Here is a 25,570-nt window from a genome sequence, read left to right as displayed (position 1 = left end):
TGAGGAATTATGAAAAAACTTATTTTAATTTTACCAGTTATCTTAATTGCGATTTATTACTTAGTCATAAATCCTAAACAAGCACAAGATGACACTTTAGCGACAACAACAAATGAAGTATCAAAAGAAGTACAACAGGCATCGACAGAATCATCTTCGACTCCCCTAGTGGAAAATAAAACATTAAAGAAAACAGTTGATACACCGGAAGTACTAAGTGAAAAGAAAGTGCTTATCAAAAAACTTTTGAAAGAAATATCAAAAGCTAAACTTAATCAAACATTTGAAAATGCATTTAAGAATAAAAAGTTTAATGAGCAGGCTCCTGAGAAAAAAGAGAAGCTACTAGAACTTGTAAGAAATTTTCCATTTCAAGAAAAACTTGAGAAGTCATACGAGAACTTAAGTCTTGATGAGCTTCAAGCAATCGCAGAAATTCAAGATAGTGAGACTTCTAAAAAGCTGCAAGAAAATGCACAGCAAACTCAGGATAAAATAGTCGACCACATTACCAATGGGAAAGATTACGAGCTTCCAGAAGACAAAAAAGAGTTAGTGAATGGCATTATTGATGAAGCCTCTCTTCTAGAGCAATCAACTGCCTCATCTAAGAGTTTAATCCAGGCCATGATGATTCATACTGAGCAGGAAAAGAATCCTACGATGAATATAAATGAGGTCGTTGCCAATGCTCAAAAGCAAACAGATGCGATCTTGGCCGCACAGGGAAAGAATATAAAGATGGCACTCGATATGTCATACGAAAGCCTTTCAAAAGAAGAGCTTGAAGCTCACCTGCATATGCTCCAAAAAGTTGATGCAAAGAAAGCCTACCAAGCGGCCCTTAAGGCCAGCAACTCCGTTTACAAGGAGTTTATGATTGAATTCTTAAAAGTTATGAAATAAACCAGGGCCGCTTCTTTAAGCGGCTTTTTTCTTCCCTTCAAAGTCACTAAATTCACGTAAATTCTATAACTTACTAAAATTACGTTAACTAATACTGGACTAAATATGTACTTTTTTCAAATATAATGTATTGTATAATGATTATACTTTTAAGAGGTTATAACTACTAGTCAGTTAATTATGTTTGGACAGGACAAGATTTTGGTTAATGATTATTACCATTTAGATCAGAAATATAAAGAATTCTTCGAGATGCACTTTCTCGCAGTTCTCCTAATGTCTGTTCTGTATGTCGTCTTCTATTTTTACAATATTGAACCACACCTATTAACGACGTTCAATTATATGATCGCCTTCGATTCCATTATGGCAGTCGTCTTTTACAAGAAGCTTTTTAAGAATAACCTTACGTTTGTCATTTTTTTCTCAGTTGTTATCGAAAGTCTAATTTGGTCGATCTACCCACGCCTAGCAGACTATACTGCTACAAGCTCCCTATGCTACATTGGTGGAATCATTGTCCTCGCTTTCCATCTTCAGCATACAAATATCAAGTACTGTCTCCTACATTTTATAATTATAGCTACAAATAACTACTTTCTTGCGGATCAAAATCTCGTTCTCGTAACGTTTCTTCATATTTTCATTACGACAGTTAGTTCAATTCAGTCGATTACCTTTAAGGAGAATGCTAATCAAATTTGGCATAAGAAGGAACTTCATAAAAATATTTTAAACTTAAAGAGTTATTTTACTCACAATTTATTAAACCCTATCAACAATATGCTTGCGATGATCTCTTCTGGTCTAGATGATAAAGAAAGAATCAAAAACAGCTTAAGGTCCAACAGTAGTCGTATGGAGGACTTTTTAAAGAAAGAGTTTGATGATGTTGATCACTTACTCGACCATCAAGTTGATATCTTTAATGTACCAATTTTTAATAATTTCAAAAGGTCTTCAATCATCGTCATCCTATCGATGAGCGTCTTCTATACTTTCTTTGCAATTGATTTATTTAGGCCAATTTCAAATATTTCTTATACTGGTCTGGCAATTGTTTTAAATTTCTTACTCTTTGCTTTTCATTTGTATAGAACGACAAATCATTTTTCGATTCAAAAGATCAGCTATATTTACCTCTTCAATGCTCAACTACTATTTACTCTAAAATTCTACTTGAGCTCAAACTCACCGATTGCGCTTCCGCTACTTTTAAGTAGTTACTTATTTACGATTGTCTTGGCCGCCAACACCAGAGTTAAATATATCTATAGTCTCACACTGACAGCATGCCTACTGTCGCTAGTCGTTAATGATGTTGTCGATAGTATTATGTTTATCGCTTTTATTGTTTATTTCTCAAAAGTTGTAATCGGCTTCTTCCATAAACAAGAGTCAATTTATAAAAGTATTAAGGAACTTGTTAAGCAAGAAACTTCAATGATGTTCTCTCAAGAGATTGAACTAAGACTCCTTCCTCTTTTTCAAAAGCTTCAAGATAGTATCGACCACTATTTGTATAATGAAGAGCTTGAAAGCGATACTGAAGAAGTCATCGAAAGTGCCCATAACTTCACAGAAGTTGTCCACTTATTAAATAATGATGATCATCTTAAAAGAACACAGGAAAGCCTGTAATCAATGTGGAATTAGCTTCTTTGAGAAAGGGAGATTGCTTCTTGTATTTCACTTCCCTTAAATCCACGACGTTCTATATAGCGCCTAAAGAAGCCACTGGCCTTCGCAACTAGAGTCTTGCGTTTTGGAATGACGACAAGTTCCGCTCTCTCTTCAATACCACTTATGATATCAGAGACAACCTCCTCAATAGTAATCATCTTCCAAGGTCCTTCTTTATTACCGCCCCATAGTTTGTTCCCTACTGGATCACTTGTCACTCCATCCATTAATGGCGATGGAAAAAAAGTTGGGTGATAACTTCCAACATCAATTCCCAGATGCTTCACTTCCATTCTAACGCTGTTACAAACGGCATGAAGCCCTGCTTTACTAGCGGCGTATGATGCCTGAAGTGGACAATGGACAAATGAGGCCATGGAACATATTGCGGCCATATAGCCAGAACTTTCAGAAATATAAGGAAGGGCAGCTTTAAAAGTTCGCCAAGGCCCATTGAGATTGATATCGATTACCTGTGAAAAATCTTTTTCACTTGAAGAAATCATTGGGGCCATTTTTGTAATACCCGCATTTGCAATGATGATATCGATTTTTCCAAAATGATCATTGGCCTTTGCCATAGCGGCCTCAATTGAATCCAGGCTTGTCACATCAACTTCAAGCGCTAGGCCACTTAACTCTCTTGCCTGTAGCTTTAGCTTTTCAGAATCGATATCCATTAGGGCCAACAAAGCACCCTTCTTTGCTAACTCTAAACTTAGAGCTTGGCCAAGGCCTCCTGTGGAGCCCGTAATGGCAATAACTTTATTCTTTAGGCAAATTCTATTCATAGTGGACTGCTTATAACACCGAAGTGGCGAGCAATGAGATTTATTGTAAACAATACAAGACATTCTTAATTTAGTCCCTATAACATACTAAAATTACAGAGCTTCATTTTTCTAAACAAGCAAAGTTGGCCATCTATAAGCTGTGAGATATTGAAAGTGATACAATTGTTTAATGAAGTTGCTCTTCATCTTATCCCTATTCACCTTGGCCATCTCTACTTTCGCGCAAAGTAAGCCCAATAATGAGTTTTCAATCAAGATTGATAACGATGCTGCTTTTGAGACGGATAAATACTACTCAAATGGCCTAGAACTCATGTATCAAAGGAGATTATACTCCCAAGGATCTTTAACGAAACTGCGTCTAGGTGTTGCCCATAAGATCTACACCCCAGAGGCAACTTTAAGTACGACAGTCGTTGATGGAGACCATCCATATACAGGACTACTCTACGGAATATTAGGGTTCTCCCACGTTAATAGCAGCTATTACTTCCGTGCTGACCTTTGGACAGGACAACAAGGACCGAACGCAAAGGCAGGAATCTTACAAAACCTCTTTCATAAAATGCTGCCTTCTTCCCAAGTGAATGGTTGGCAGAATCAAACGAGTAATCAGTACTTCTACAATGGTGAACTTAAATTAATAAAGATAAATCGTGGCCCAATTTTCGAGCTATCTCCATGGCTACAAGGACACTATGGCGGTCTCAAACGTGATATTGAAATTGGCCTAAAACTTGGGATGAGGCTTGGCTTCTTAGAATTCTTTGCCAATGGCTCAGCTGTTGCAAATTATTTTGATGCTGTCCTTCAGGGCTCAAAGAAAGTCGATTCAGTCTATGTTATTGCAGATGAAGACATGGAAGATATTTACTACAAAGCAGATGCGGGATTTAACTTCTTCTTTAGTGTTATGAGAATCACGCTAAAGGCCAATTGGCATGGACCTCAGTTTAAAGGAGCCTCTGACCATACATATGCGACCCTTGAGACATCATTTTACTTCTGATCTTAAAATTGAATAGTACTTCATATCCCAATGCTGACCACGATGATAGATTTCATTGCGAAGAAGTCCCTCATACCTAAAACCTAGCTTTTGCATGACCCTTTCACTTTGTATATTCTCGGCCTTACAACGACACTGAATTCGTTCAATATCAAAATTCTCAAAGCAATAATTAACAACTTCCTGGGCAGCTTCAACAACAATCCCCTTCCCCCAAAAGTCATCATTAAGTACATAGGCAAGCTCCATGCACTTATTCTTTGTTGAAACCCAAAAACAACCAACACAACCAATTAGCTTATCATCACCTTTAAGGGTAATTGCAAATGGCTCAGGAACCTGTTGTTCGTAGTTTGAAAAAGCATACTTCTCAATAAAGTCGACACTATCTTCCACCGTCTCATGAGGCTCCCAAAGGGTATACTTGGAGATATGTGGCTTCTTTCCATATTCAAATACCGCATCCTTGTCACTAAGCCTTACTTCTCTTAGAACAAGTCTTTTTGTTTCAATTTTTGGTGGTTGCCACATAATTCTTCCTTCTTTATCCGAGCTTAACTGACAGATTTTATTATAACGACAAAAGTTTTACACAAAAAGTGTATTTTTTTATTGTACGGAATTTTGGAAAGGAATAATATATAACCAAGTTATATAACTAGGATATATAATTACATTATATATTTAACATAAACCAATGAGGATTAATTATGAAAAAGTTATTACTTCTAGTTCTACTATCATCGGCTTTCGTTTCTTACGCTAATGAAGACTGGTCGGATTCAGTTGCTACAGATGAATCAGCAGTAGTTGAAGAGTCTGCTCCAGCAGCTGATTGTACAGTAACTGGTGATTGTGTTGAAACAACAGAAGCTTCAGATACATCTCTAGATGCTGAACTTTCAGACGATTCTGATCTGGAAGTTGAGCAATAATTAAAAACCCTTCCGCAGCAGCTCTCCAGCTGCTGCATTAATTTACGATCGGTGTCTCCTTGGTTTATACTAAAGACGTGAAAGACCTAGAATTTTCAAGAATACTTTTAGATGTAATGCCAATCATTATCCGCTCAATTCGTAGTGAGCTCAGACAAGCGGCATCCCCTCATATCTCCTACCCTCAATTTAGGGCGCTCTCTAATATTGGAAGAGGATTAAATACTGTTGGGGAATTGGCCGATCACCACGGAATTAGCCAGCCGGCCATGACTAAAACAATTAATATTTTGGTAGATGAAGACCTTGTGACTAAGAATAAATCGAGTGAAGATGCGAGATTGACGATCTTAACTCTAAGTACAAAAGGTCAAAAGCTATACAATGATGTGTGGAGCGAAGTTCAAGAGAAGATTTCACTTAAGCTAAAAGACTTTCCAATCAAAAATCGCAAGATGATGGTTGCAAACCTTCAAAAGCTAAAGAGTATTATTGATTAATTTTTTTGAAAACGATTGATATACGTACAGTGCTGACAAAATTTCTCTACACGAATATTATTATCGAAGCCCTGTCTCATTGCGACTGCTCGAGGTGAGCTAAGAATGCTTTTTAAACTCTCATCTAAAACATTACCTAGTGGTATCTGGCTCTCTTTATCAAGACAGCAAGGAACGACTGTTCCATCTGCATGAATCCCAATATGAGTCTTTAAAGCGTGGCACTTCCCGACTTCACCTTGATGAGGTAAATCCCAAGATGGCCAATCGAAATGAGAGTCAAAATGAAGATATACCTTATTCCAGATCCTCTTACTCTTTATCGATTCAACCTGTGTACGTCGATTAATTTCAATATCGTAGAAGCGCTCAAGAGTCTGAAAAACCTCTTCATTCTCTTTCATGATTTGTTCACTTCGCCCAAGATTCCATAAACGATAATTCACATATGTTTCAGGAGAGGCTTCGTGAAGTTCTCTAGAAAAGTCTAAAATTGGCCTTAGGTATGTATTGAAGTCTCGATTAGGAAAGTTATCCTTATAACTTTGGATAGAGAAGTTGATTTGTCTTAAGACTTTGCTCTTTAAAAGAACATCCTTACGTCCTGCAATGACAACTCCATTAGTCGTAATCTGCACAGGAACACCATTGTCTTCACAGATCTCCATGATCTTTGTAAAGTTCGGATGGGCCAAGGGCTCACCCATTAAGTGAAGACATACTTGTTTTGCCAGGGGCTTGGCCTGAACGAGAATTTTTTCAAAGTCCTCTGGCCCCATAACCTTCTTATCGCGCTCAACAACAGGACAGAACGTACACTGTAAGTTGCAAATATTTGAAATTTCGATAAAGATTCTGTCTAGCATGAGACTTTCTAACACGCTTCATCAAGATTTGTCAGGTTTTTTTGACGAAGAAGAAATACGACTCGATAATATTTATATTAAATAAATTCAGGGAGGAAGAGATGAAACAAGTTCTATTAGTCGTGATTATATCTTTAATCGCATTTGCATCGGAGGCCAACCTTGATTCATTCTGTGCTTCTAAAAAGGGCGATACTGGCCATTACAAATCGGGAGATAATTACTATATTTTCAAAGGGCCATTTCTTTATAAATTCGAAGAGGAACAAATTAGGTTAATCTTTTCAAAGTACGAGATTCGTTCTGTTAAAGAGTTTAATGGTAAGCTCTACATCCTAACACCAGATTATGTTTTTGTTCATAGTCTTAACGATTACGAGTTCATCACAAGTTTTCCATCAACAAACCAACATATAGCAAAGAAGCATCAAACTGCTCAAGATATGACTATCATGGATGATAAACTCTTTATCGCTCATGGCTCCCTTGGACTAATTAAGATTGATCTTACTGCTTACAGTATTGAATCAATTCACAATTTTGATCTTCCACATGACCCAAGCCAAGTATCGACTGCAACAGGGATCGACAACGATGGAGAGAAGCTCTTTGTTATGCTCGATAATATTACCTATAATTTTTCAACAAAGAAGAGGGCCTTTGAAGGACTTGTGATCTTAGATGATAATATGAATCAACAAAAGGTCATTTCGATTCGTCAAAATAGAGAAGCACTACATATGCCAAAGGCAGTCATTCATGACGGATACTTAGTTTCAAAAAATATTCAAAATTTATATTTTTATAAGATCAGTGACTTTGGAAAGGCCAAAACTCTTTGGCCAAAAAGAAGGCTCTTTGATTTTGCTGGTGATGATCTCGCATCAACTCCTGCAATTATTGATGGGAAAGTCTATGGCTGTTTTAATCAATATGATGGAATTAATTTTAAATACTTTCACAGAGAATTTAAGTTATAAAAAAAGCCTAGGTTATCCTAGGCTTTTTTATTATTTTAATCCGTATAACGATTCTAATTTTTGATCGAGCTCCGGTACTGTCAACTTCATCTTAATATAAGTATCAATTAAGTTGTCATTTAGAAGCAGATTTAAGTCTTCACCATTTTCAAGCTGTTCATTGATATTGTGGCGAATCAGGTCACGTAACCCCTCCAGCCCTTCAATATCACCTCTTTCAATCATGGCCTCAACTTGTGCTCTTTCTTTTCTATTGAAATCAAAAAGATGTGAAATTCCAGAAGTTGCCTGAGAAACAAGGTAGAAAGCGGCCCCAACACCTTCGGATGTTAAAGTGATTCCTTCACCAGTGTACTCTGTACCCTTCTCAAGATTATCAGCACCAATTAAAAGCTCAGTTAACTTAGATGATTCAACGCTTGCTTTCTCAATTAGTTCTAAAATTTCTTCTAGAGTCATTCCTGTAATATCGATTGGCTTCTCAAGAACTTTTGATAGAAACTCATTAAGGTCAGTTAGTAACTCACTCCCCTTAGTTGTTCCATCGATTGCTAGCTCGATTATTCTTTCAATATGAGTCATTCTCGTGGCCTTTAAAAGAAGATCTGCAACCTCTTCAGTGGCCATTGTTGAAATATCAAGAGGCTTTTCAAGAACTCTTGATAGAAATTCATTGATATCAGTTAATAGCTCGGAAGCTTCAGATGTTCCCTCAAAAGCAAGATCAAGAATCTTAATTAAAAACTCTTCTGTCTTTTCTGAACTAGGCTCTAAATAGACATAGATCTTTCTTGAAACCTCAAGGGAAGACTTCGTCGCCTTGCCTGAGACTTCAAAAACCATAGCAATTCCGTCTGCAGTTAGACGGAATGCTGGTTTTGAAAACTCTGAGAGATTAACAATTTCTTTAGCAACTTTTTCCGAAGCACGATATGAAGATTGAAGACCTTTAGAGATTAGGGCCTCTAACTTCTCACGAGTAAAGTCCGCAACCTTAATCGTTTGTCTCGTTGTACTCTTACCTGCATCATAAATTGCTTCTGAAACTTTGGAAGAAGCATCGAATGCAGCGTCTCTAATATCGGCTCCTACTGCGTGAAGAGATAAGAGAGTGAGTAGAATTGTCGTAGTTGTCTTTTTCATTATTAATCCCTTTATTCTTTAATTATTTTACAATTTGGTTACCGTAAATTTCTTCTAATTTAAGATCTAGATTAGGAACCGATAGTCTAAGCTTGATATAAGTATCAATAGCATTGTCATCAAGAAGTCTGTTTAGGTCTTCACCATTTACAATCTCTTCATTGATATTGTGTCTAATTAGATCACGTAGACCAGCTAGTCCTTCAACGTCTCCTCTTTCAACCATTTGCTCAATTTGCTCTCTTTCTTTTCTGTTGAAATCAAATAATTCAGAAATACCTGTTGTTGCTTGAGATACAAGGTAGAATGCAGCTCCAATCCCATTTGAAGTTAGAGAGATTCCTTTTCCTGAGTACTCAATACCTTTTTCTAAGTTTTCTGCACCTAAAAGAAACTCAGATACTTCAGAAGACTTCTCACTTGCTTTCTCAATTAGCTTAAAGATTTCTTCAACAGTCATTTTTGTTACATCAATTGGCTTCTCTAGTACTCTTGAAAGGAATTCATTGATATCAGTAAGAAGCTCAGAAGCTTCTGACGTTCCTTCAAATGCAAGTTCAAGAAGTTCTGTTAGGAACTCACCTGTTGCATCAAGAGTTGGCTCAAGGAAGATATAAATTTTCTTAGATACTTTTAAAGTTTGCTTCGTTCCCTTTCCAGAAATTTCAAATACCATAGCAAGGCCATCAGCAGTAAAACGGAAAGCTGGCTTAGAAACTTCAGATAGTTTAACGATTTCTTTTGCTAGTTTTTCAGAAGCCTTATAAGATGACTCTAAGTTCTTTGAGATAAATGCCTTTAGGTGCTCACCTGTGAAGTCAGCAACTTCAACAGTTTTATCAGTTGCACTCTTACCTGCATCATAGATTGCTTCAGATACTTTTGAAGAAGCTCCAAGAGTTGCATCTCTTACTTCAATAGCGTTTGCTTGAAGTGCGATTAGTGTCATAAGAGTAGCTGTAGTAAGTCTTTTCATAATTTTCTCCTTTTTTGTTTTTGTTTTCTTTTTTAATAAATTGTTATTAGTTATATGCTTTCATTGAAATTATTCTTGCTTGATCACGAATATTTCTAATCAAATCGAGTAGTCTTGCTAGGTCCTGAACCTCTTTTTCATAATTACTTTTCACGTCTTCTAGCAGTTGATTTTCAATCTTTTCTAGCTCTGCGCTTTTTACATTATGTCTATCAAAGTCAGAGTCTTTTAAGACTAATGGAATTCCGTAGCTTGAATCATTGGCCTTCACACGGCTAGATTTTCTCATTTCATTCCATTCTTGGATTCTTTTACCAAGAGGTGTTTCTTCTTCCATATTCTTGTCTAGAAAGTTCCCTACCTCTTCATCTATTGAAGACTGTTTAATCTTAAAGATTGCACCTGTTAAGATTGAAAGATCATTCAGCTTTCCTTCAACATCAACTGTTTCACTAAGTTCATTTAATTCTTCAAATTTAGAAAACAGACGATCAACATCAAATTCTTCTAAGATATCTTTAATAAATTTTTCTCTTTTTACTGTCTTATACTTGTGATCACGTCCAGGAACACGACGTCTTCTAATGTTGTAGTCCGACGTTTCAACTCCAAATAGAGACGTCTTCACTTCTTTAAGAAGCTCGATATCACTCGGAAAGAACACTCCTTTCTTTTGTGCCTTCTCAATATTTTCTAAATCTTCTTCTTTTGAGAATTCACTTTCTGTAAACTTATCAAGTAGAGAATAAGGTAAGATTACTCTCTCATAAGCAAATTCATTATTTGGCAGAGCTGATTGAAATAGTTCATTTGACTCTGATGCACAGTTATTAGTGATAAACTTATAATCACCCTCATACTCCCAATAAATTTCTAAAACTTTATTGATGAAGTCTGTCTTTTGTTCTTCTGATAGATAAATTGGTTGGCTAATAAGATCTCTTAACTCTCCACCGTTATACTCATTGATAACCTCAGGAAAAGAAAGCATGAATAGAACAGAGTCATATCCACCTAGAACACCTTTTAACATGTCACTTTTGATATCAGTTACATTTGCACGGTAAGATAGAACGACGTGATAAAGCTTATCTTTTAAACACTTCTCATCCACCTTCTTTCTAAAAGGAGCACAAAGAACGATACGAAACATTGAGTGACCAAATCCAGAAATCATTGAGTCACCTTTAGAAGCTAATAAGTAATCAACTCGATAAACACGACTTGGATCAATATCCCTAGTTACCTTTAGGTCATCTAGAACGATCTCAGAAAAGATCTTACAGTCGTAATTAGGAAATGGAATATGGTTAAGTAGTTCGCTATAGAACTTGTAGTAAGATGGCCTTCTACACTTATACTCTTTGTCCATTAGGAAGAACTCAAAGTTAACAGCGTTATGCTCTTTTAAGTTTTCAAATTCATAGGCATCAACAGATCGCTTCGATGAAAGGTTCTTTGTCTTCTTAGAGAAGAAGCCTTTCTTCCAATTCGCAAGTTTATAGAATGAGAATAATCCACTAATTGAGTTCTTATTTGTATCCTGAGAAAGAATGGCACGACACTCATCACTTAAATGATTGCGCTCTTCTTTTTCCTTACGACAAACTCTTGCTTTTTGCTTATGCTCTTTTGTTCTAACTTTCTTTAAGTCATATAGGTGTGCAAGCTCGTGTAAAATAGTCGCTTGTGCTTTTCTTACATAATTCTTATGCCCACAATCAAACTGTTCAATACTTTCATCACCATTGATAATTTCTTTGATAAATAGAGATGTAATTTTAATCTCATCGCGATTAAAGTAGCTCACGCTTCCGTACTTTACAGGTACTGATTCGTTACAACGATCTTTTGGAAAGCTTCTAATATTTTTATTCTCTTTGAAATCAGAAAAAGTAACTTCAACTTCTTCACCGATGGCATCTCTTACAGAAGCAGGAATTTTCTCATCAACCTGTGTGATAAACACTTCAAGAGTTTTAACAAATTCTTTTGGAACACTATCTTTATTAAGCTTGAGAACTTGCCCGCTATAAGCAAATGTCGCCCCTGTTAATAAAGTAGTCAGTAAACTCTTGAAAATTAGGTTTCGCATAATATTCCTTAAACAGTTGTACAAAGTTTGTTCAGCAATTAAGTCCATAGAAGGCTGAAACTTCGTTCAATTTCTTTTATTTGGAATATTATGTTGCAATAGGGATGCCAGTTTAGAATTGGTTCACTTAGTATTAGTAAAGACGAATTCGATCACTCTTTAAAGTGCTTAGTTCTTCACCACAAATATTGATTGGTGCTTGTCCCCCTGGCCCTAGTGGTACCGTCTCTAAAAGGGTTCCCTCGACATCTCTCTCATCAACGTGTCCACGGCATTCAATTGCACTCGTTGTATATGAGATAACTTTATACTGGTAAATACTTGCAGGTGCTCTTAGAGGAGAATCGACTCCCTCATTAAAGCAAGACAATAAGAGAATGATAAAGAATATGATTGAGAATATTTTCTTGAAGGACATATTCTCTATTTCGGACAATGGGCGATATGAGCAGACTTAATTAAAGTAAAAAGGGAGCAACTGCTCCCTTAATATTAATTCGAATTAAGTCCACCTAGTAAGTGGCGCGAAGTGAAGCGTATATAATCAATACTCTCCTCTGCCCCAAAAGAAGAAGTGTAAGCATGAAAGCTTGATAAAAAGTGATGCCAAAGCATTCTTCTAAAGCCTTCTTCCTCTTCAGTGCGAATAATAATTCCAGCACTTCTAAACAGCGGCTGCACCCACCCCCAGTAAAGATCAACGATCTGTGGAGTCAACCTCGCGGCAACAGAGTCACTATCGGCCATATTTTTAGTATTATAAGCAAGAGATAAAAATTCATCAGCGATATTCTTATGAATCATTAATTCTTGAAAAATCGCTTTGTAATTATTTGCAAGGTTATCTGCGTTTGATTCATTTTCTTCAACGCGGAAAGGCTTGTTCGTAATTGCAGAATTTAAGTTTTCTCTAAATAGACTGAAGATGACATCCTCTTTCGACTTAAAGTAATTATAGTAAGTTCCAATCCCCAATCCACACACCTGGGCCAATTCTCGCATTCCTACTTCATCAACCCCTTTTTGAGTAAATAATTCCATTGAGTTCTTCAGAATCATTTCTCTCGTTCTCTGTTTCTTGATTTCTCGTAAACCTGCCATAACACCTCCTTCATGGTCAGCGTAGAACAAGTAGCTCCCGAGCTAATTGGTCGAGAACTCTTTCTATTTTGATCATAGTCGATTCATGGATGACGCTCATCTTAATTAAGTTAAAAGATGGTAATTCGTAGGTAAAAATTTAGTCAGCTGATCTTCATCATTGCCCATTATATGGACTTTTTGAGAGATTATTGTCTAAGTTATAAACACAGGTTTTTTTTAAATTGCTTAATTTACGAAGAATCTTAATTTTGAGATAATGATTAAATGTCTATATTATTAAAATTAGTTCCTACATTAGTTTCTTGGTACCTAAGATTTGTTAAATTCACATCAAAAGTTATTGTTCTAAACCCAGAGAACTTAGATCTTGCTAAAAAAATGGGAAAGCATGGTAACTACGCTTTAGCTGTATGGCACGAGCACTATCCTACTTCTGTCTTAACAGAGCTAGACAGTGGATTAGTTACAATGGCCTCTCAGTCAAAAGATGGAAGCCTTGCCGCAGATACAATTTCCAAACTTGGCTTTACGCCAACTCGTGGCAGCTCTTCGCGCGGAGGGGCCAAGGCCCTACAATCCATGATTGAGCAAATCAATGAGAAGAGACTTAACTCTGCCATTACTGTCGACGGCCCTCGTGGGCCAAGCTATGTTCCCAAAAAGGGAATACTTGTCGTTAGTCACGAATGTGAAGCTCCCGTTCTTTGCATCCAGTCAATATCAACTCGTCGTTTTTGTATTAGCAAGAGCTGGGACAAAACGAAGATCCCAAAACCATTTGGGCGCATTTATGTTGCCTATGGCCGTCCATTTCAGGTAGAAAACCTAAACAATGACTATTTAAAAAGCTATAGTGAGCAAATTGTCACAACGCAACAAGGCCTTACAGAGCAAATTCGCAAGCATGTAGAATACTAAGTCATTGAAATCATATTGAATTGTCGAGATTTTTTGATGAATTAAGTCGTGAAATAATGTGTCGTTAGTGGTACAAATTTAAGTTACTATTAAGATTTCAAAAAGATTTTATTATAATTAAGAATTGATCAATATTGTTTAAAAAGTGAGATGCTATGGCAGAGAATATGCTGGAAATTAAAAACCTTACAGTTGAATTTCAAACAGAAGATGAAAGAGTTAAGGCCGTAAAAAGCTTAAACCTAAGTATTCCTAAAGGAAAAACTGTTGGGCTTGTTGGTGAATCTGGTTCAGGTAAGTCAGTAACATCTTTAGCAATTATGGGACTTATTCCTAATCCTCCTGGAAGAGTTAGCGAAGGTGAAATTCTATTCAATGGTGAAGACCTAACAAAGGCTTCTAATGAAAGAATGAGACAACTTCGTGGTAATAAGATTGCAATGATCTTCCAAGAGCCAATGACTTCTCTAAACCCTGTATTCACAACTGGTAATCAGATTGATGAAGTTCTTATGCTTCACCAAGGAATGACTAAAGAGGAAGCTCGTAAGAGAACAATCGAATTATATGAAGAAGTTGGTATTCCTTCTCCTAAAGAATCAGTTGATAAATACCCACACCAAATGTCAGGTGGTCAAAAGCAGCGTGTAATGATTGCGATGGCAATGGCATGTGAGCCGGAACTTCTAATTTGTGACGAGCCGACAACAGCTCTTGACGTTACAATTCAAAAGCAAGTTCTAGAACTAATGTTTGATCTTCAAAGAAGACACAATATGAGTATGCTTTTCATCACGCACGACCTTGCAGTTATTGCAGATATTGCTGATGAAGTTGCAGTTATGTTCAGAGGTGACCTAGTTGAGCAAAATACAACAAAAGCACTTTTCGAAAATCCAAAACACCCATATACAAAGGGTCTTCTAGCTTGTCGTCCAAGTCTAGATGAGAACCCAGTAAGACTTCTTACTGTTGATGACTTCCTAAATGCAAAAGAAGATATCGATGTTTCAAGCCTAGAAATGAAGAAGCCAAGACCAATTAGCGAAGAGAAGAACCCAATTCTTCTTGAAGTTAAAAACTTCAACAAGCACTTTCCTATTAAAGGTGGAATCTTTGGTCGTACAGTTGATTGGTTTAAGGCCGTTGACGATGTAACTCTTCAAGTAAGAAAAGGTCGTACTCTTGGTCTAGTTGGTGAGTCAGGTTGTGGTAAGACAACTCTAGGTCGTACAATCCTTAGACTTCTAGAGCCAACAGCTGGTGAAGTAATTTACGACGGTGTTAACGTAACTAATTTAAATAAAACACAAATGAGAGAGATGCGTGAGAGAATGCAGATCATTTTCCAAGATCCATACTCTTCTCTAAACCCACGTATGACTATTGGTGATATTGTAACTGAACCAATGGTTATTCACGGAATCGGTGGAACAAAGAAAGATAGATATCAAGTAGCTGCTGACCTTCTAGAAAAAGTAGGTCTAAAAGGTGATCACCTTAACCGCTACCCACACGAGTTCTCTGGTGGACAACGTCAAAGAATCTGTATCGCCCGTGCTCTTTCTCTTAAGCCAGAATTTATTATCTGTGATGAGTCAGTTTCGGCACTAGACGTATCTGTTCAGGCACAAGTACTTAACCTACTTCAAGATCTTCAAGATGAACTAGGTCTTACTTATATCTTCATTTCACACGACCTATCTGTTGTTAAGTATATCTCAGATGAAATCGGTGTAATGAACAAGGGTAAAATCGTTGAGTACGGTCCAGCACAAGACGTTTATCAAAATCCAAAAGATGAATACACGAAGAAGCTTCTAAGTGCTATTCCAAAAGGTGTTCCAAAAGAACTACTTTAATTAATTTTCTAAACTAAATTTTAGATAAATTTATAAGAAAGGAGGTCGACGACCTCCTTTTTTTATTTTCACTTTTTGCGTTATAATGGAGGAATGGAGGAAACGAAATGCCTGTAATCGAATCAAGCTATACTTGTCATCAGTCTCTACAAAATGGTCACCTACAAACGATCATTCCATTCTTTATTAGAAGAACTCCAAAACACAAATTTGAAAAGAGAACCCTAACAACACCAGACGGTGACTTTCTTCGCTATTATAAATCATCAACAGACTCTCCTCTTGAGAAAAAACACCTCATTATCATCTCGCATGGACTAGAGGGTAACGGCCGTGATCGTTATATTGTTGATATGATGAAGAAGTTTAACTCTCAAGGCTATGACGTCATCTCATGGGATATGCGATCATGTGGAGGTGCCCTTAATCGCACTCAAAAGTTTTACAATGCTCAAGACTATCACGACTTAAAATTTCTCGTTGATAGTGTTTCTGAAGACTACGATCATGTTTCACTAATGGGCATAAGTCTTGGCGGCGCTATCACCGCAAACTACCTAGGACGACACCCGGAGGTCGTAAATCATAAGGTTTACCGTGGCTTTATTCTGTCTTCACCTATGGACTTAAATGGCTGCTCGGTGAAATTGAAAACTGAAATTTCACGTCATATCTATCGTCATGTCTTTGTTTACTCCATGAGAAAGAAAGTTATTGAAAAGGCCAAGCTCATGGAGCTACCGGTAGACCTGAACAAAGTAAAAAGCATTAAGCATATTGATGACTTTGACGAGTATGTTACGGCCCCTATTTACGGCTATCGCGATGGTTACCACTATCGTGAAGAGGCTTCACCTATCTCTCACTTGGAAAAAATTCGCGTCCCATTCTATATCCTGAATGCTTACGATGACCCCTTCTTATCGGAAGAGAGCTATCCCTACGAGTTAGCAAAAAGAAAAAGTAATATCTATCTTGAGGTTCCAAGAAACGGCGGCCATGTGGGATTTATCAAGTCCCCTTCAGAAGAGTATTATTGGTATGAACAAAGAATCTTAGATTTTTTAAAAATGAAGATATAAGAAAGGCCTCCGATTGGAGGCCCTATTATTTATTTTTTAAATTGAACTTTGTATTTTGCCTTGGCCCCTTTATAACCAAATACCTTGATATAGTAAGTATTAGAAGAATTCACTCTTAATCTCACGGCCTCATTATCACTTGAAGATTCTTTACGAGATACAACTTTGTAACTTGATCCCATTTTCTTTAAAACTTCAAAGTCTAGATCACCTTCGCTGTGAGAGAAGAAGATTCTAAAGTCTAAAACTTCACCTGCCTTCATTTCGGCCTTGTAGAAATCAACATCATCTTCACTATCGATTTCAACATTCTGAGAAAATCCTTCGCCTAAATCTGTTGCTGTTTCAGCAGTATTATTGTCAGAACTTGGCTTATCAGTTGAATCACTATCATCTTGATCTTGCGCTAATACACTTGGGAAGTTTTCTAAGATGAATGGAACAATTCGACTCATTGAAACTGCACCATTATAAACTCCGCGTCCTCCCCATCCGCCGTAACCAGCGTGGTGGATAGCATATACCTTATCAGAGTCTGCATTGAATACTGGTGAACCAGATGATCCTCCTAAAGTATCAGCATCGTATAAAACATCTCCTCTAAGCCCTACAACCTTCCCTTCAGAAACTTTTTTCGTCCAGTCACAGTTGTAGTCAGTATAATAATCACAATTTTGGTGGATAACATAAACGCTATCTCCCTCTACTGGCTCTGTTGTATCTAAAACAACTTTACCGTAAGTCTGACCAGGAGTGCCCTCACACTTTACAAGTGCAAAGTCTAATTCCTCATCATTACCGATGAACTCGTCACATGTGATCTCACCTTGGTTTGACTTTGAAACACCTTTTTCATGTTTCATAAAAACTTTCATTCCCACAACATCAGCTGCACTTGTGATACAGTGATGATTTGTCATTAGAACGTTATCTGAGATTAAAAAACCAGTACAACGGCCAGTGTTTGAAAATTGAATGTCAGCTACCGCTTTTGAATTCTTTCTAACATCTGAAGAGTCATCAAAGGCTATAACTTCTTGCCAGTTAACATCACCAACAATGATTGAGCCTGTTGCTACATCTGCATTCGTTGAAGCTGGAACACCTTTTCCACATGAAACTGTTAAGAATGTGGAAACAACTACTAATAAAAACATGGAACTTCTTACTGACATTACCCTCTCCTCCAATCTTCCTTATGGAATCTTTCAAGCTCTTTTGTGAACTTGTTGATTGAGTAATTTATAGAAAAATAAACATGATATAAGAACCGAGGTGTCTTTTTTATAGGCCCATAATGCCTAAAGTTAAGCAAATGTAAGAAATGAATTAAAAATTACAACAAACAGCGGTGCTAAAATGTCACTTAATCAATAGGAATTATTGAAACATCGGCATTTTTATAACTTTTAAGCTCTTTTGGGATTACCTTGAGGATCATACTTTCCAGCGCATCAATAACCTTCTCTTTGTAGAAGATTCGGCCGTAAACTATTGAAACTTCACGAGTTGGCACCGGAGGTGTAAATGAGCGAATCATTTTCTTTCGAACACCTGTTAAATCAAGCATATCGAGGTGAGGAATAATCGTATATCCACTATCCTTGGCCACAAGGTTCTTAATTGTTTCCAGAGATCCACTCTCAAAGTGTTGAAAGCCTTTAACTTTCTGACAAAGGTTTAAAACCTGGCCACGTAGACAATGGCCTTCTTGAAGAAGCCAAAGTCCGTCTTTGTCTAGGTCAGAATAATCTAATTGGCTCTTGTGATAGAGTTCGTGATCTTTTGCAATGAAACCATAGAGTGGTTCATAAAATAGAACTCTTTCAACGAGCTGATTATTATGAAGTGGAGTGACAAGAAGACCTGCATCTAATTCGTCACGATCTAGTTTTTCAATAATTTCATCAGTCGTTCTCTCTTCAATAATAAGATCAACTTTTGGAAATTCTTTTACGAAGCGGCTTAGAAAAAGTGGAACGAGATACGGTGCTAAGGTTGGAATGACTCCAAGCTTGAACTCCCCTTCAATACCGACGATTGGATCGCTTGCAATATCTTTTAATTTTTTAAATTCTTTATTAACTACTCTTGCTTGCGCAATGAAAGTTTCACCTTCAATTGTTGGAACGATTGGATTCTTAGAGCGATCAAATATAACAAAACCCAAACTATCTTCTAGCTTCTGTATTTGCATACTCAATGTTGGTTGAGAAACATGACACTCTTCAGATGCCTTTCTGAAGTGACGGTGTTTATCGACTGCTAATACATATTCCAGTTGAGTTATTGTCATAACAAGAGTTCCTGAAGGTTGATTTATAATTTCTATACTATATCATACTTCATAATCGGAGACTATATGAACAACAGCATTGATTTATTTCAAAGTCTATCATCTTTAGACTTATTTATATTTTTTGCCATCTTAGGCTTAACTATTGCCAGTGTAATTTACGGCCAATATCGCATGAATAAATCCACAGAAAAAGAGTCATTTCTCGATCTTCTAATCATGGGAAGAAGGCTTACTCTACCTCTTTTTGTCGCGACACTTGTTGCAACTTGGTACGGTGGAATCTTTGGAGTAACTGAGATTGCCTTCAAACAGGGGATTTACAACTTCATCACTCAAGGTGTTTTCTGGTACATCGCCTATATTATTTTTGCTTTCTTTCTCATTGATAAAATTGAGCCTTATCACGCAGTTACTCTACCAGATCTAGTTGAAAAAATGTTTGGGCCACGCTCAGCAAAACTCACTGCAGTTTTTAACTTCTTCAATGTTCTCCCAATTGCTTACGGAATTAGTTTAGGTATTTTTCTGCAATTAATTTTTGGAGGCTCACTATTACTTAACACAAGTCTTGGTGTTGGATTCGTTGTTCTCTACTCAATGTGGGGCGGACTGAGATCAGTTGTATTCTCCGATCTCATTCAATTCTTTGTGATGTGCCTTGCAGTTGCATTAGTTCTAGGATTCTCTTTCTTTGAATTTGGTGGCATCTCTTATTTAAAAGCAAACCTACCTGAGTCCTACTGGTCTTTGACAGGTAAGAACTCATTAGCAACGACTTTTGTCTGGGGCTTTATTGCCCTATCAACTCTAGTTGATCCAAACTTTTATCAACGCTGTTTTTCGGCCACAAGTGGTGAAGTTTCAAAGAAAGGTATTTTAATCTCAACTTTCATCTGGTTTTGTTTTGATATCTGTACGACGTTTGGAGCGATGTATGCAAAAGCCGCGATACCAGATGCCCAGAGCGCGCATGCTTACCTAACATATGCAATTCAAATCCTGCCTCATGGACTGAAGGGATTTTTATTAGCTGGGATTCTTGCCACAATCTTATCAACTCTCGACTCATACCTATTTATCGCAGGAACAAACTTGGCCTATGACCTTGCACCTAAGAAATACAAAGGTCGTATTTGGATTCATCACTTCGGGGTTATTTTTGTTGCCGTTTTAACTGTGATTATGTCTGAATACTTCCAGGGTAATATAAAATCTGTTTGGAAGACTCTTGGATCATTTTCTGCATCATGTCTATTGCTGCCAGTCGTCTATGGTTACCTCTTTCCGAAACGAATTAGTGATAACCAGTTTGTGACGGCCTGTTTGGTGGGTGTTGTCTCAACGGCCACGTGGCGTCATATTTCAAAAGCTGGCTTCTACGCCAATATCGACGAGCTCTATATTGGTATTATTGCAACAAGTCTAACTCTGTTCATTTATCACCTAATTAGGGATAAAAAACTAGTCGGATAAGGGGCAACAAGTGTATCCTTTGTACTTAATTTCGTAGGATTTTAAGTTCAAAGGATTACATATGACTGATAATAAAAAAGTCACGGACAAATCGAGCGCGGATGCTCAAAAAATTGAAAAAGCACTAAATTACCACTCAATGGGACGCCCTGGAAAAATCGAAGTTGTTGCAACAAAACCATGTTTAACAGCATCTGATTTAACAAAAGCATACTCTCCAGGTGTTGCTCACCCATGTCTAGAAATTGCAAAGAACCCAGATGATGTTTACAAGTACACTGCAAAAGGAAATCTTGTTGCGGTTGTTTCAAACGGTTCAGCTGTTCTTGGTCTTGGAAATATCGGAGCCGCTGCTGGTAAGCCAGTAATGGAAGGTAAAGGGATTCTTTTCAAGCGCTTCGCCGATATCGATGTTTTTGATATTGAAGTTGAAGAATCAACTGTTGATGGAATGGTTAATGTTGTTAAGGCACTTGAGCCAACTTTTGGTGGTATCAACCTTGAAGATATTAAAGCACCAGAGTGTTTTGAAATCGAAAAACAACTAATCGAAAAAATGGATATTCCAGTTTTCCACGATGACCAACACGGTACTGCAATTATTGCAGCAGCAGGTTTCATCAATGCTCTAGAATTATCTAAAAAGAAAATTGATAAAGTAAAAGTAGTATTCTCTGGTGCAGGTGCCGCTTCAATGGCATGTGCTAAGCTTTTCTTCCACCTTGGAGTAAAGCCAGAAAACTTAATTATGACAGATTCTCGCGGTGTTATTTATAAAGGCCGTGAAGATGGAATGAACAAATACAAGGAAGAGTTTGCAAACGAAACAGAAGCAAGAACTCTTGGTGATGCAATGGTTGATGCTGATGTATTTATCGGTTGTTCAGCTAAAGGTGTTTTAACAAAAGACATGGTTAAGACGATGGCAAAAAGCCCTATCATCTTTGCTATGGCAAACCCTGATCCAGAAATTCTTCCAAGTGAAGTTGAAGAAGTTCGTGATGATGCAATCATGGCAACAGGACGCTCTGACTTCCCTAACCAAGTTAATAACGTTCTAGGCTTCCCTTCAATCTTTAGAGGAGCACTTGATGTTCGCGCACGTAAGATTAATGAAGAGATGAAGCTTGCTGCAGTTTACGCTCTTGCTGAACTTGCAAAAGAAGAAGTTCCTGACGAAGTAAAACTTGCTTACCAAGGTGAAGACTTCAAATACGGAAAGAATTATATTATTCCAAAACCATTTGATACACGAGTTCTTGTGAGACTTGCTCCAGCAGTTGCTAAAGCGGCAATGGATACAGGTGTTGCCAGAATGAATATCGATGATCTTCAAGAATACTCAGAGCACTTAGCAAGTCGTCTATCGGCATCTGGTGCATTCATGAAAACTGTTCGTGACCGTCTAGCTTCACAAATTAAAGCGCGTGATGGGAAGAAAGTAAAAATGGTTTTTGCAGAAGGTGTTAACACAAGAATTCTTCATGTTGCTAAAACACTTGCAGAAGGTGATACAATTCAACCGATCCTACTTGGACACCCAGATGATATCAGAGCAAAAATCAAGTCTCTAAATTTAGAAGATGTTCTAGACGATAGCATTGAAATTATTCGTCCACGTAAGGCACCAAACTTCAAAGAATTCTACACTGAATACTGTGAAATGAAGCAAAGAGAAGGTGTTTCTCTTAATGCGGCCGAAGACTTAATGATCCAAGAGAACTTCTATGGTTCAATGATGGTTAAGAAAGGACTAGCAGACGCTTTTATTGCTGGACCAACTCTAAACTACAGTGACTGTCTAAAGCCAGCACTAAGTGTAATTGGAGCTCAAGCAGGTAAAAAGGCAGCAGGTGTTTTCATTCTAGTATTTAAAGACCGTGTTCTATTCCTAGCTGATACTACAGTACAACCAGATCCTTCAGCAGAAGATCTTGTTGAAATTGCTAAATCAACTCAGCATCTTTACAAGTCACTAATGAGACGAGAGCCAAGAATTGCTTTCCTAAGTTACTCAAACTTTGGGGATTCAAAACTTCCTGGTGCAAAGAAGATGAAAACGGCAACAAAGCTAGCTAAAGAAAAATACCCTGAGCTTAAGATCGAAGGTGAAATGCAAGCAGATGTTGCGGTAAACGCAAATATTATGGATCACCTATTTGACTTTAGTGAGCTTGGTGGTTCTGCAGATATTCTTATCTTCCCTGAACTTAACTCGGCAAATATCTCTTACAAGCTACTTGCTCAACTGAGTGAAGCTTCTGCTATTGGGCCAATTCTTGCTCCAATGAATCAGACAGTTAATATCATTCAAAGAACGGCTTCAATTAAAGAGATCGTTGACTCTTGTCGCTTAACGGCCCTTAGATCACTAGAAGAGCCAAAGCACGACTAATAGGAAGGATTATTATATGAGCTTTAAAAAGAATATTATTGCAACAGATAAGGCACCAAGCGCAGTAGGAACATACTCTCAAGGTGTTGAATATAACGGAACTTACTTCTTTTCTGGTCAAATTGGAATTGATCCTGCGACTAGCGAATTACAAGAAGGATTTGTTCCTCAACTAAACCAAATCATGAAGAATATTGATGGGCTTCTCGAGTCACAAAACCTAACTCGTGAGCATATCATCAAAACTTCAATCTTTGTTACTGACCTTGCTAACTTTGGTGAGGTTAATGCTGCTTATGAAGCTTACTTTACAGCTCCATACCCAGCAAGAAGCTGTGTTCAAGTTCCAGCACTTCCTAAGGGAGCTGTGGTAGAAATTGAAGTTATCGCAGCGAAAGGATAGATAATACTGTTTTATGTTTGATAAGAAGTATGTATTTGAAACAAAACAAACAAGATCTTGGAGAAAGGCCCTCGAGCTTTTCTCCAAGTTTGTTATTTTCATCCTAGGCTACTCACTTCTTTCTTACACCCTCATCCTCTACTCTCAAAATGAAAATGTTAAAACTAAAGAAACTTTCTATAAGAAGCGACCAGATATTATCGTCGTCTTCACCGGAGACAGAGGCCGCATTCAAGAAGCAATTCGCTTAGCAAAAGAGTACAATCAAGAGAATATTCTCATTTCAGGAGTTCATACAAAAAATAATGTAAGTACTCTTATTCAAAGTCATCAAATCACTGATGAAATCAACCATGATTTTCTCGACATTGATTATAATGCGAAAAATACATATGAAAACGTATTAGAAACACTACAAGCTCTTCGTAAAAAGAGTAATATTGACTCAGTATTGATTGTGTCACACGACTACCATATTCTTCGAATCAAATCGATTATCGAATATCGTCGTCGCGAAAACGATCACTACAAGTTCTATTTCTGGGGAGTTAAGTCACCACTAAACTCTTTCAGAAGTCTTAAAATTATCTATAAAGAAGTATTTAAATACTTCAGAACACTTACTTACTTGGCCTTGGCCAGTGAAGATTAAAATTTAAATAGGAGGAATAATGAATATCGTTCCATCAATTATGGCAACTAAGAAAAGTGGCCCAAAAACACTTCGTTCAACAGTAACGAGAATTTACTTACTAACAGCTAGCGCATTAGAAGAAAGTAATATCACTCATTCTGAGCATATCCCTGAGTGGATCATTGGTAGAATTGGAGAAGAGAAAGAAGTTAGTATCCTTGGTAGTGAAGGCCCTATTATCTTCAAGGTTATTGAAGAAGTTAAAGCTGAAGAGCAACATTATAACCTGATTGCAGATAGTAACTATTCACTTGCAAGAGAGGCACTAGGATCTCTTGTTGGTCAGATCACAAAAGAAAGATCGAAGAAAGTAGAAGTTAATTTCTATGGACTTGATCAAGAAATGATTACTGGTGCAATCGTAGGATTAGAACTTGCCCTTTACCGTTTTAAAGAAGAGTTAAACTTTGGCGCTATCTCTTTCTTTAATGACGGAAAGAAAGTAACGAAGTCTACGGTAGACTCTGCTCTATCAATGGCACAATCAATTAATACAGCAAGGCACTTAGTTAACCTTCCTGCAAATATGCTAAACCCTGTAACTTATGCAAATGCTGTTAAGAAGTACTTTGCAAAATCAACAACAATGAAGGTTACTGTTTACGATGAGAAGAAGCTTGCCAAAGAAAATTGTGGGCTAATTCTAAGCGTTGGACAAGCATCTGCTACTCCTCCAAGAATTGTTCACCTTAAATACAGACCTGCTGGAGCAAAAGGGAAACCTACTGCTATTGTTGGTAAAGGGATCACATTTGACTGTGGTGGACTAAATGTTAAAAGTGGCGCAGGTATGGGCGTAATGAAAAAAGATATGGGTGGTTCAGCAACTGTTATGGGCTTTGCGACTTGGCTTGAGAAATCAGGCGTAAAAAAGAAGGTCGATCTTTACTTAGCTCTTGCAGAAAACTCAATTAATGAATTAGCTTCTCGTCCAGGCGATATCTATACTTCTCGCAATGGCCTAAAGGTTGAAATCGGTAATACTGATGCAGAAGGAAGACTAGCTCTTGCGGATGCTATGGATATTGCAATCACTCAAAAAGAGAAACCTGAAGTTTTAATTGATTTTGCAACACTAACTGGTGCCGCAAAAATCTCTATGGGTGATTTTGTTACAAGTATGTTTGCAAACGATGACGAGCTTGCTGACAAGCTTCTAAAGGCCTCTCAAAAGAATGGTGACCTTTCTTGGCGTATGCCTTTATACAGACCTTACTACAAAGGTTTCAAATCGAATTTTGCTGATATGAATAATATGTCTAAGGTAAAAGGTGGATCAATTGGTGCAGCTCTTTTCCTAGAGAAATTCATTGGTGACACTAAGTGGGCACACTTTGATATTTTTGGTTGGACAAGTGGGTTTAGACCATCACTTGCGCAAGAAGGTGGTTCTGGTCAAGGTGTTGAAACTTTAATTGGATACTTTAAGTAAGAAATAAAAAAGCAGGTCTTA

The 25,570-nt window shown here is 37.3% G+C and carries 24 protein-coding genes; 14 read left to right on the top strand and 10 right to left on the bottom strand.

What is annotated here, in order from left to right:
• The first annotated feature begins 9 nt into the window (after positions 1-9).
• Entirely contained in the window at positions 10-906 is an 897-nt protein-coding gene (locus ABMA79_RS05960) for a hypothetical protein (protein ID WP_393091046.1), read from the top strand.
• 201 nt (positions 907-1,107) lie between these two features.
• Entirely contained in the window at positions 1,108-2,547 is a 1,440-nt protein-coding gene (locus ABMA79_RS05955; RefSeq protein ID WP_393091044.1) for a hypothetical protein, read from the top strand.
• A gap of 11 nt (positions 2,548-2,558) precedes the next feature.
• On the opposite strand, the gene ABMA79_RS05950 is transcribed toward ABMA79_RS05955, so the two are convergent.
• Entirely contained in the window at positions 2,559-3,380 is an 822-nt protein-coding gene (locus ABMA79_RS05950; RefSeq protein ID WP_393091041.1) for an SDR family NAD(P)-dependent oxidoreductase, read from the bottom strand.
• Between the two features lie 172 nt (positions 3,381-3,552).
• Between ABMA79_RS05950 and ABMA79_RS05945 the strand changes: the two genes are divergently transcribed.
• Positions 3,553-4,392: a lipid A-modifier LpxR family protein gene (locus ABMA79_RS05945; RefSeq protein ID WP_393091039.1), complete on the top strand. Its 840-nt coding sequence runs from the start codon at positions 3,553-3,555 to the stop codon at positions 4,390-4,392.
• Here the strand turns inward: ABMA79_RS05945 and ABMA79_RS05940 are convergent.
• Positions 4,378-4,923, bottom strand: a complete 546-nt coding sequence (locus ABMA79_RS05940) for a GNAT family N-acetyltransferase (protein WP_392858330.1) — start codon at positions 4,921-4,923, stop codon at positions 4,378-4,380. The two genes, ABMA79_RS05945 and ABMA79_RS05940, sit on opposite strands and share 15 nt — an antisense overlap.
• 179 nt (positions 4,924-5,102) lie before the next feature.
• Here ABMA79_RS05940 and ABMA79_RS05935 point away from each other — a divergent pair, with 179 nt between their 5' ends.
• Positions 5,103-5,327 carry a hypothetical protein gene (locus tag ABMA79_RS05935; RefSeq protein WP_392858327.1) on the top strand — a complete coding sequence of 75 codons (225 nt, stop codon included), beginning with the start codon at positions 5,103-5,105 and terminating at the stop codon, positions 5,325-5,327.
• Positions 5,328-5,404: 77 nt separating this feature from the next.
• The gene (locus ABMA79_RS05930) at positions 5,405-5,827 is read left to right on the top strand and encodes a MarR family winged helix-turn-helix transcriptional regulator (protein WP_392858325.1); all 423 of its coding nucleotides are present in this window, start codon (positions 5,405-5,407) and stop codon (positions 5,825-5,827) included.
• On the opposite strand, the gene ABMA79_RS05925 is transcribed toward ABMA79_RS05930, so the two are convergent.
• Positions 5,824-6,693 (bottom strand): radical SAM/SPASM domain-containing protein, encoded by an 870-nt coding sequence (locus ABMA79_RS05925; RefSeq protein ID WP_392858322.1) that lies wholly within the window; start codon positions 6,691-6,693, stop codon positions 5,824-5,826. The two genes, ABMA79_RS05930 and ABMA79_RS05925, sit on opposite strands and share 4 nt — an antisense overlap.
• 101 nt (positions 6,694-6,794) lie before the next feature.
• Between ABMA79_RS05925 and ABMA79_RS05920 the strand changes: the two genes are divergently transcribed.
• Positions 6,795-7,673 carry a hypothetical protein gene (locus ABMA79_RS05920; protein WP_393091036.1) on the top strand — a complete coding sequence of 293 codons (879 nt, stop codon included), beginning with the start codon at positions 6,795-6,797 and terminating at the stop codon, positions 7,671-7,673.
• Positions 7,674-7,703: 30 nt separating this feature from the next.
• Here ABMA79_RS05920 and ABMA79_RS05915 read toward each other — a convergent pair whose 3' ends face one another.
• The 5 genes from ABMA79_RS05915 to ABMA79_RS05895 all read right to left on the bottom strand — a co-directional run bounded on the left by ABMA79_RS05915 (position 7,704) and on the right by ABMA79_RS05895 (position 12,988).
• Positions 7,704-8,816: a hypothetical protein gene (locus tag ABMA79_RS05915; RefSeq protein ID WP_393091034.1), complete on the bottom strand. Its 1,113-nt coding sequence runs from the start codon at positions 8,814-8,816 to the stop codon at positions 7,704-7,706.
• 22 nt (positions 8,817-8,838) lie between these two features.
• Positions 8,839-9,792 carry a hypothetical protein gene (locus tag ABMA79_RS05910; RefSeq protein WP_393091032.1) on the bottom strand — a complete coding sequence of 318 codons (954 nt, stop codon included), beginning with the start codon at positions 9,790-9,792 and terminating at the stop codon, positions 8,839-8,841.
• Positions 9,793-9,838: 46 nt separating this feature from the next.
• Positions 9,839-11,887 carry a DUF4105 domain-containing protein gene (locus tag ABMA79_RS05905; RefSeq protein WP_393091029.1) on the bottom strand — a complete coding sequence of 683 codons (2,049 nt, stop codon included), beginning with the start codon at positions 11,885-11,887 and terminating at the stop codon, positions 9,839-9,841.
• 133 nt (positions 11,888-12,020) lie between these two features.
• Positions 12,021-12,305, bottom strand: a complete 285-nt coding sequence (locus ABMA79_RS05900; protein ID WP_392858310.1) for a hypothetical protein — start codon at positions 12,303-12,305, stop codon at positions 12,021-12,023.
• 74 nt (positions 12,306-12,379) lie between these two features.
• On the bottom strand, positions 12,380-12,988 hold the full coding sequence (locus ABMA79_RS05895) for a TetR/AcrR family transcriptional regulator (RefSeq protein ID WP_392858308.1): 609 nt from the start codon (positions 12,986-12,988) through the stop codon (positions 12,380-12,382).
• 267 nt (positions 12,989-13,255) lie between these two features.
• Between ABMA79_RS05895 and ABMA79_RS05890 the strand changes: the two genes are divergently transcribed.
• The 3 genes from ABMA79_RS05890 to ABMA79_RS05880 all read left to right on the top strand — a co-directional run bounded on the left by ABMA79_RS05890 (position 13,256) and on the right by ABMA79_RS05880 (position 16,853).
• Complete coding sequence (locus tag ABMA79_RS05890; protein ID WP_392858305.1) at positions 13,256-13,909, top strand: lysophospholipid acyltransferase family protein; 654 nt, start codon at positions 13,256-13,258, stop codon at positions 13,907-13,909.
• A 155-nt stretch (positions 13,910-14,064) separates the two neighbouring features.
• The gene (locus tag ABMA79_RS05885; RefSeq protein WP_392858304.1) at positions 14,065-15,771 is read left to right on the top strand and encodes an ABC transporter ATP-binding protein; all 1,707 of its coding nucleotides are present in this window, start codon (positions 14,065-14,067) and stop codon (positions 15,769-15,771) included.
• A gap of 107 nt (positions 15,772-15,878) precedes the next feature.
• The gene (locus tag ABMA79_RS05880; RefSeq protein ID WP_393057189.1) at positions 15,879-16,853 is read left to right on the top strand and encodes a YheT family hydrolase; all 975 of its coding nucleotides are present in this window, start codon (positions 15,879-15,881) and stop codon (positions 16,851-16,853) included.
• A gap of 29 nt (positions 16,854-16,882) precedes the next feature.
• On the opposite strand, the gene ABMA79_RS05875 is transcribed toward ABMA79_RS05880, so the two are convergent.
• Positions 16,883-18,028, bottom strand: a complete 1,146-nt coding sequence (locus tag ABMA79_RS05875; RefSeq protein WP_393091026.1) for a trypsin-like serine peptidase — start codon at positions 18,026-18,028, stop codon at positions 16,883-16,885.
• A 191-nt stretch (positions 18,029-18,219) separates the two neighbouring features.
• Positions 18,220-19,149, bottom strand: a complete 930-nt coding sequence (locus ABMA79_RS05870) for a hydrogen peroxide-inducible genes activator (RefSeq protein WP_392858298.1) — start codon at positions 19,147-19,149, stop codon at positions 18,220-18,222.
• Positions 19,150-19,215: 66 nt separating this feature from the next.
• Here ABMA79_RS05870 and ABMA79_RS05865 point away from each other — a divergent pair, with 66 nt between their 5' ends.
• From ABMA79_RS05865 to ABMA79_RS05845, 5 genes are all read left to right on the top strand, one after another.
• Complete coding sequence (locus tag ABMA79_RS05865; RefSeq protein ID WP_393091023.1) at positions 19,216-20,625, top strand: sodium:solute symporter; 1,410 nt, start codon at positions 19,216-19,218, stop codon at positions 20,623-20,625.
• Positions 20,626-20,686: 61 nt separating this feature from the next.
• Positions 20,687-23,020 (top strand): NADP-dependent malic enzyme, encoded by a 2,334-nt coding sequence (locus ABMA79_RS05860; RefSeq protein ID WP_393091021.1) that lies wholly within the window; start codon positions 20,687-20,689, stop codon positions 23,018-23,020.
• 16 nt (positions 23,021-23,036) lie between these two features.
• A complete protein-coding gene (locus ABMA79_RS05855) occupies positions 23,037-23,423 on the top strand; it encodes a Rid family detoxifying hydrolase (RefSeq protein ID WP_392858290.1) in 387 nt (128 codons plus the stop codon).
• A 13-nt stretch (positions 23,424-23,436) separates the two neighbouring features.
• Entirely contained in the window at positions 23,437-24,075 is a 639-nt protein-coding gene (locus tag ABMA79_RS05850) for a YdcF family protein (protein WP_392858287.1), read from the top strand.
• A gap of 19 nt (positions 24,076-24,094) precedes the next feature.
• Positions 24,095-25,549 (top strand): leucyl aminopeptidase family protein, encoded by a 1,455-nt coding sequence (locus ABMA79_RS05845; RefSeq protein WP_393091018.1) that lies wholly within the window; start codon positions 24,095-24,097, stop codon positions 25,547-25,549.
• Positions 25,550-25,570: the final 21 nt, after the last annotated feature.

The sequence above is a fragment of the Halobacteriovorax sp. HFRX-2_2 genome (genome assembly GCF_043196705.1).
GTDB lineage: Bacteria > Bdellovibrionota > Bacteriovoracia > Bacteriovoracales > Bacteriovoracaceae > Halobacteriovorax_A.
The sequence above is the reverse complement of the archived record's forward strand: the minus strand, read 5'-3'. Positions and strand labels throughout refer to the sequence as shown.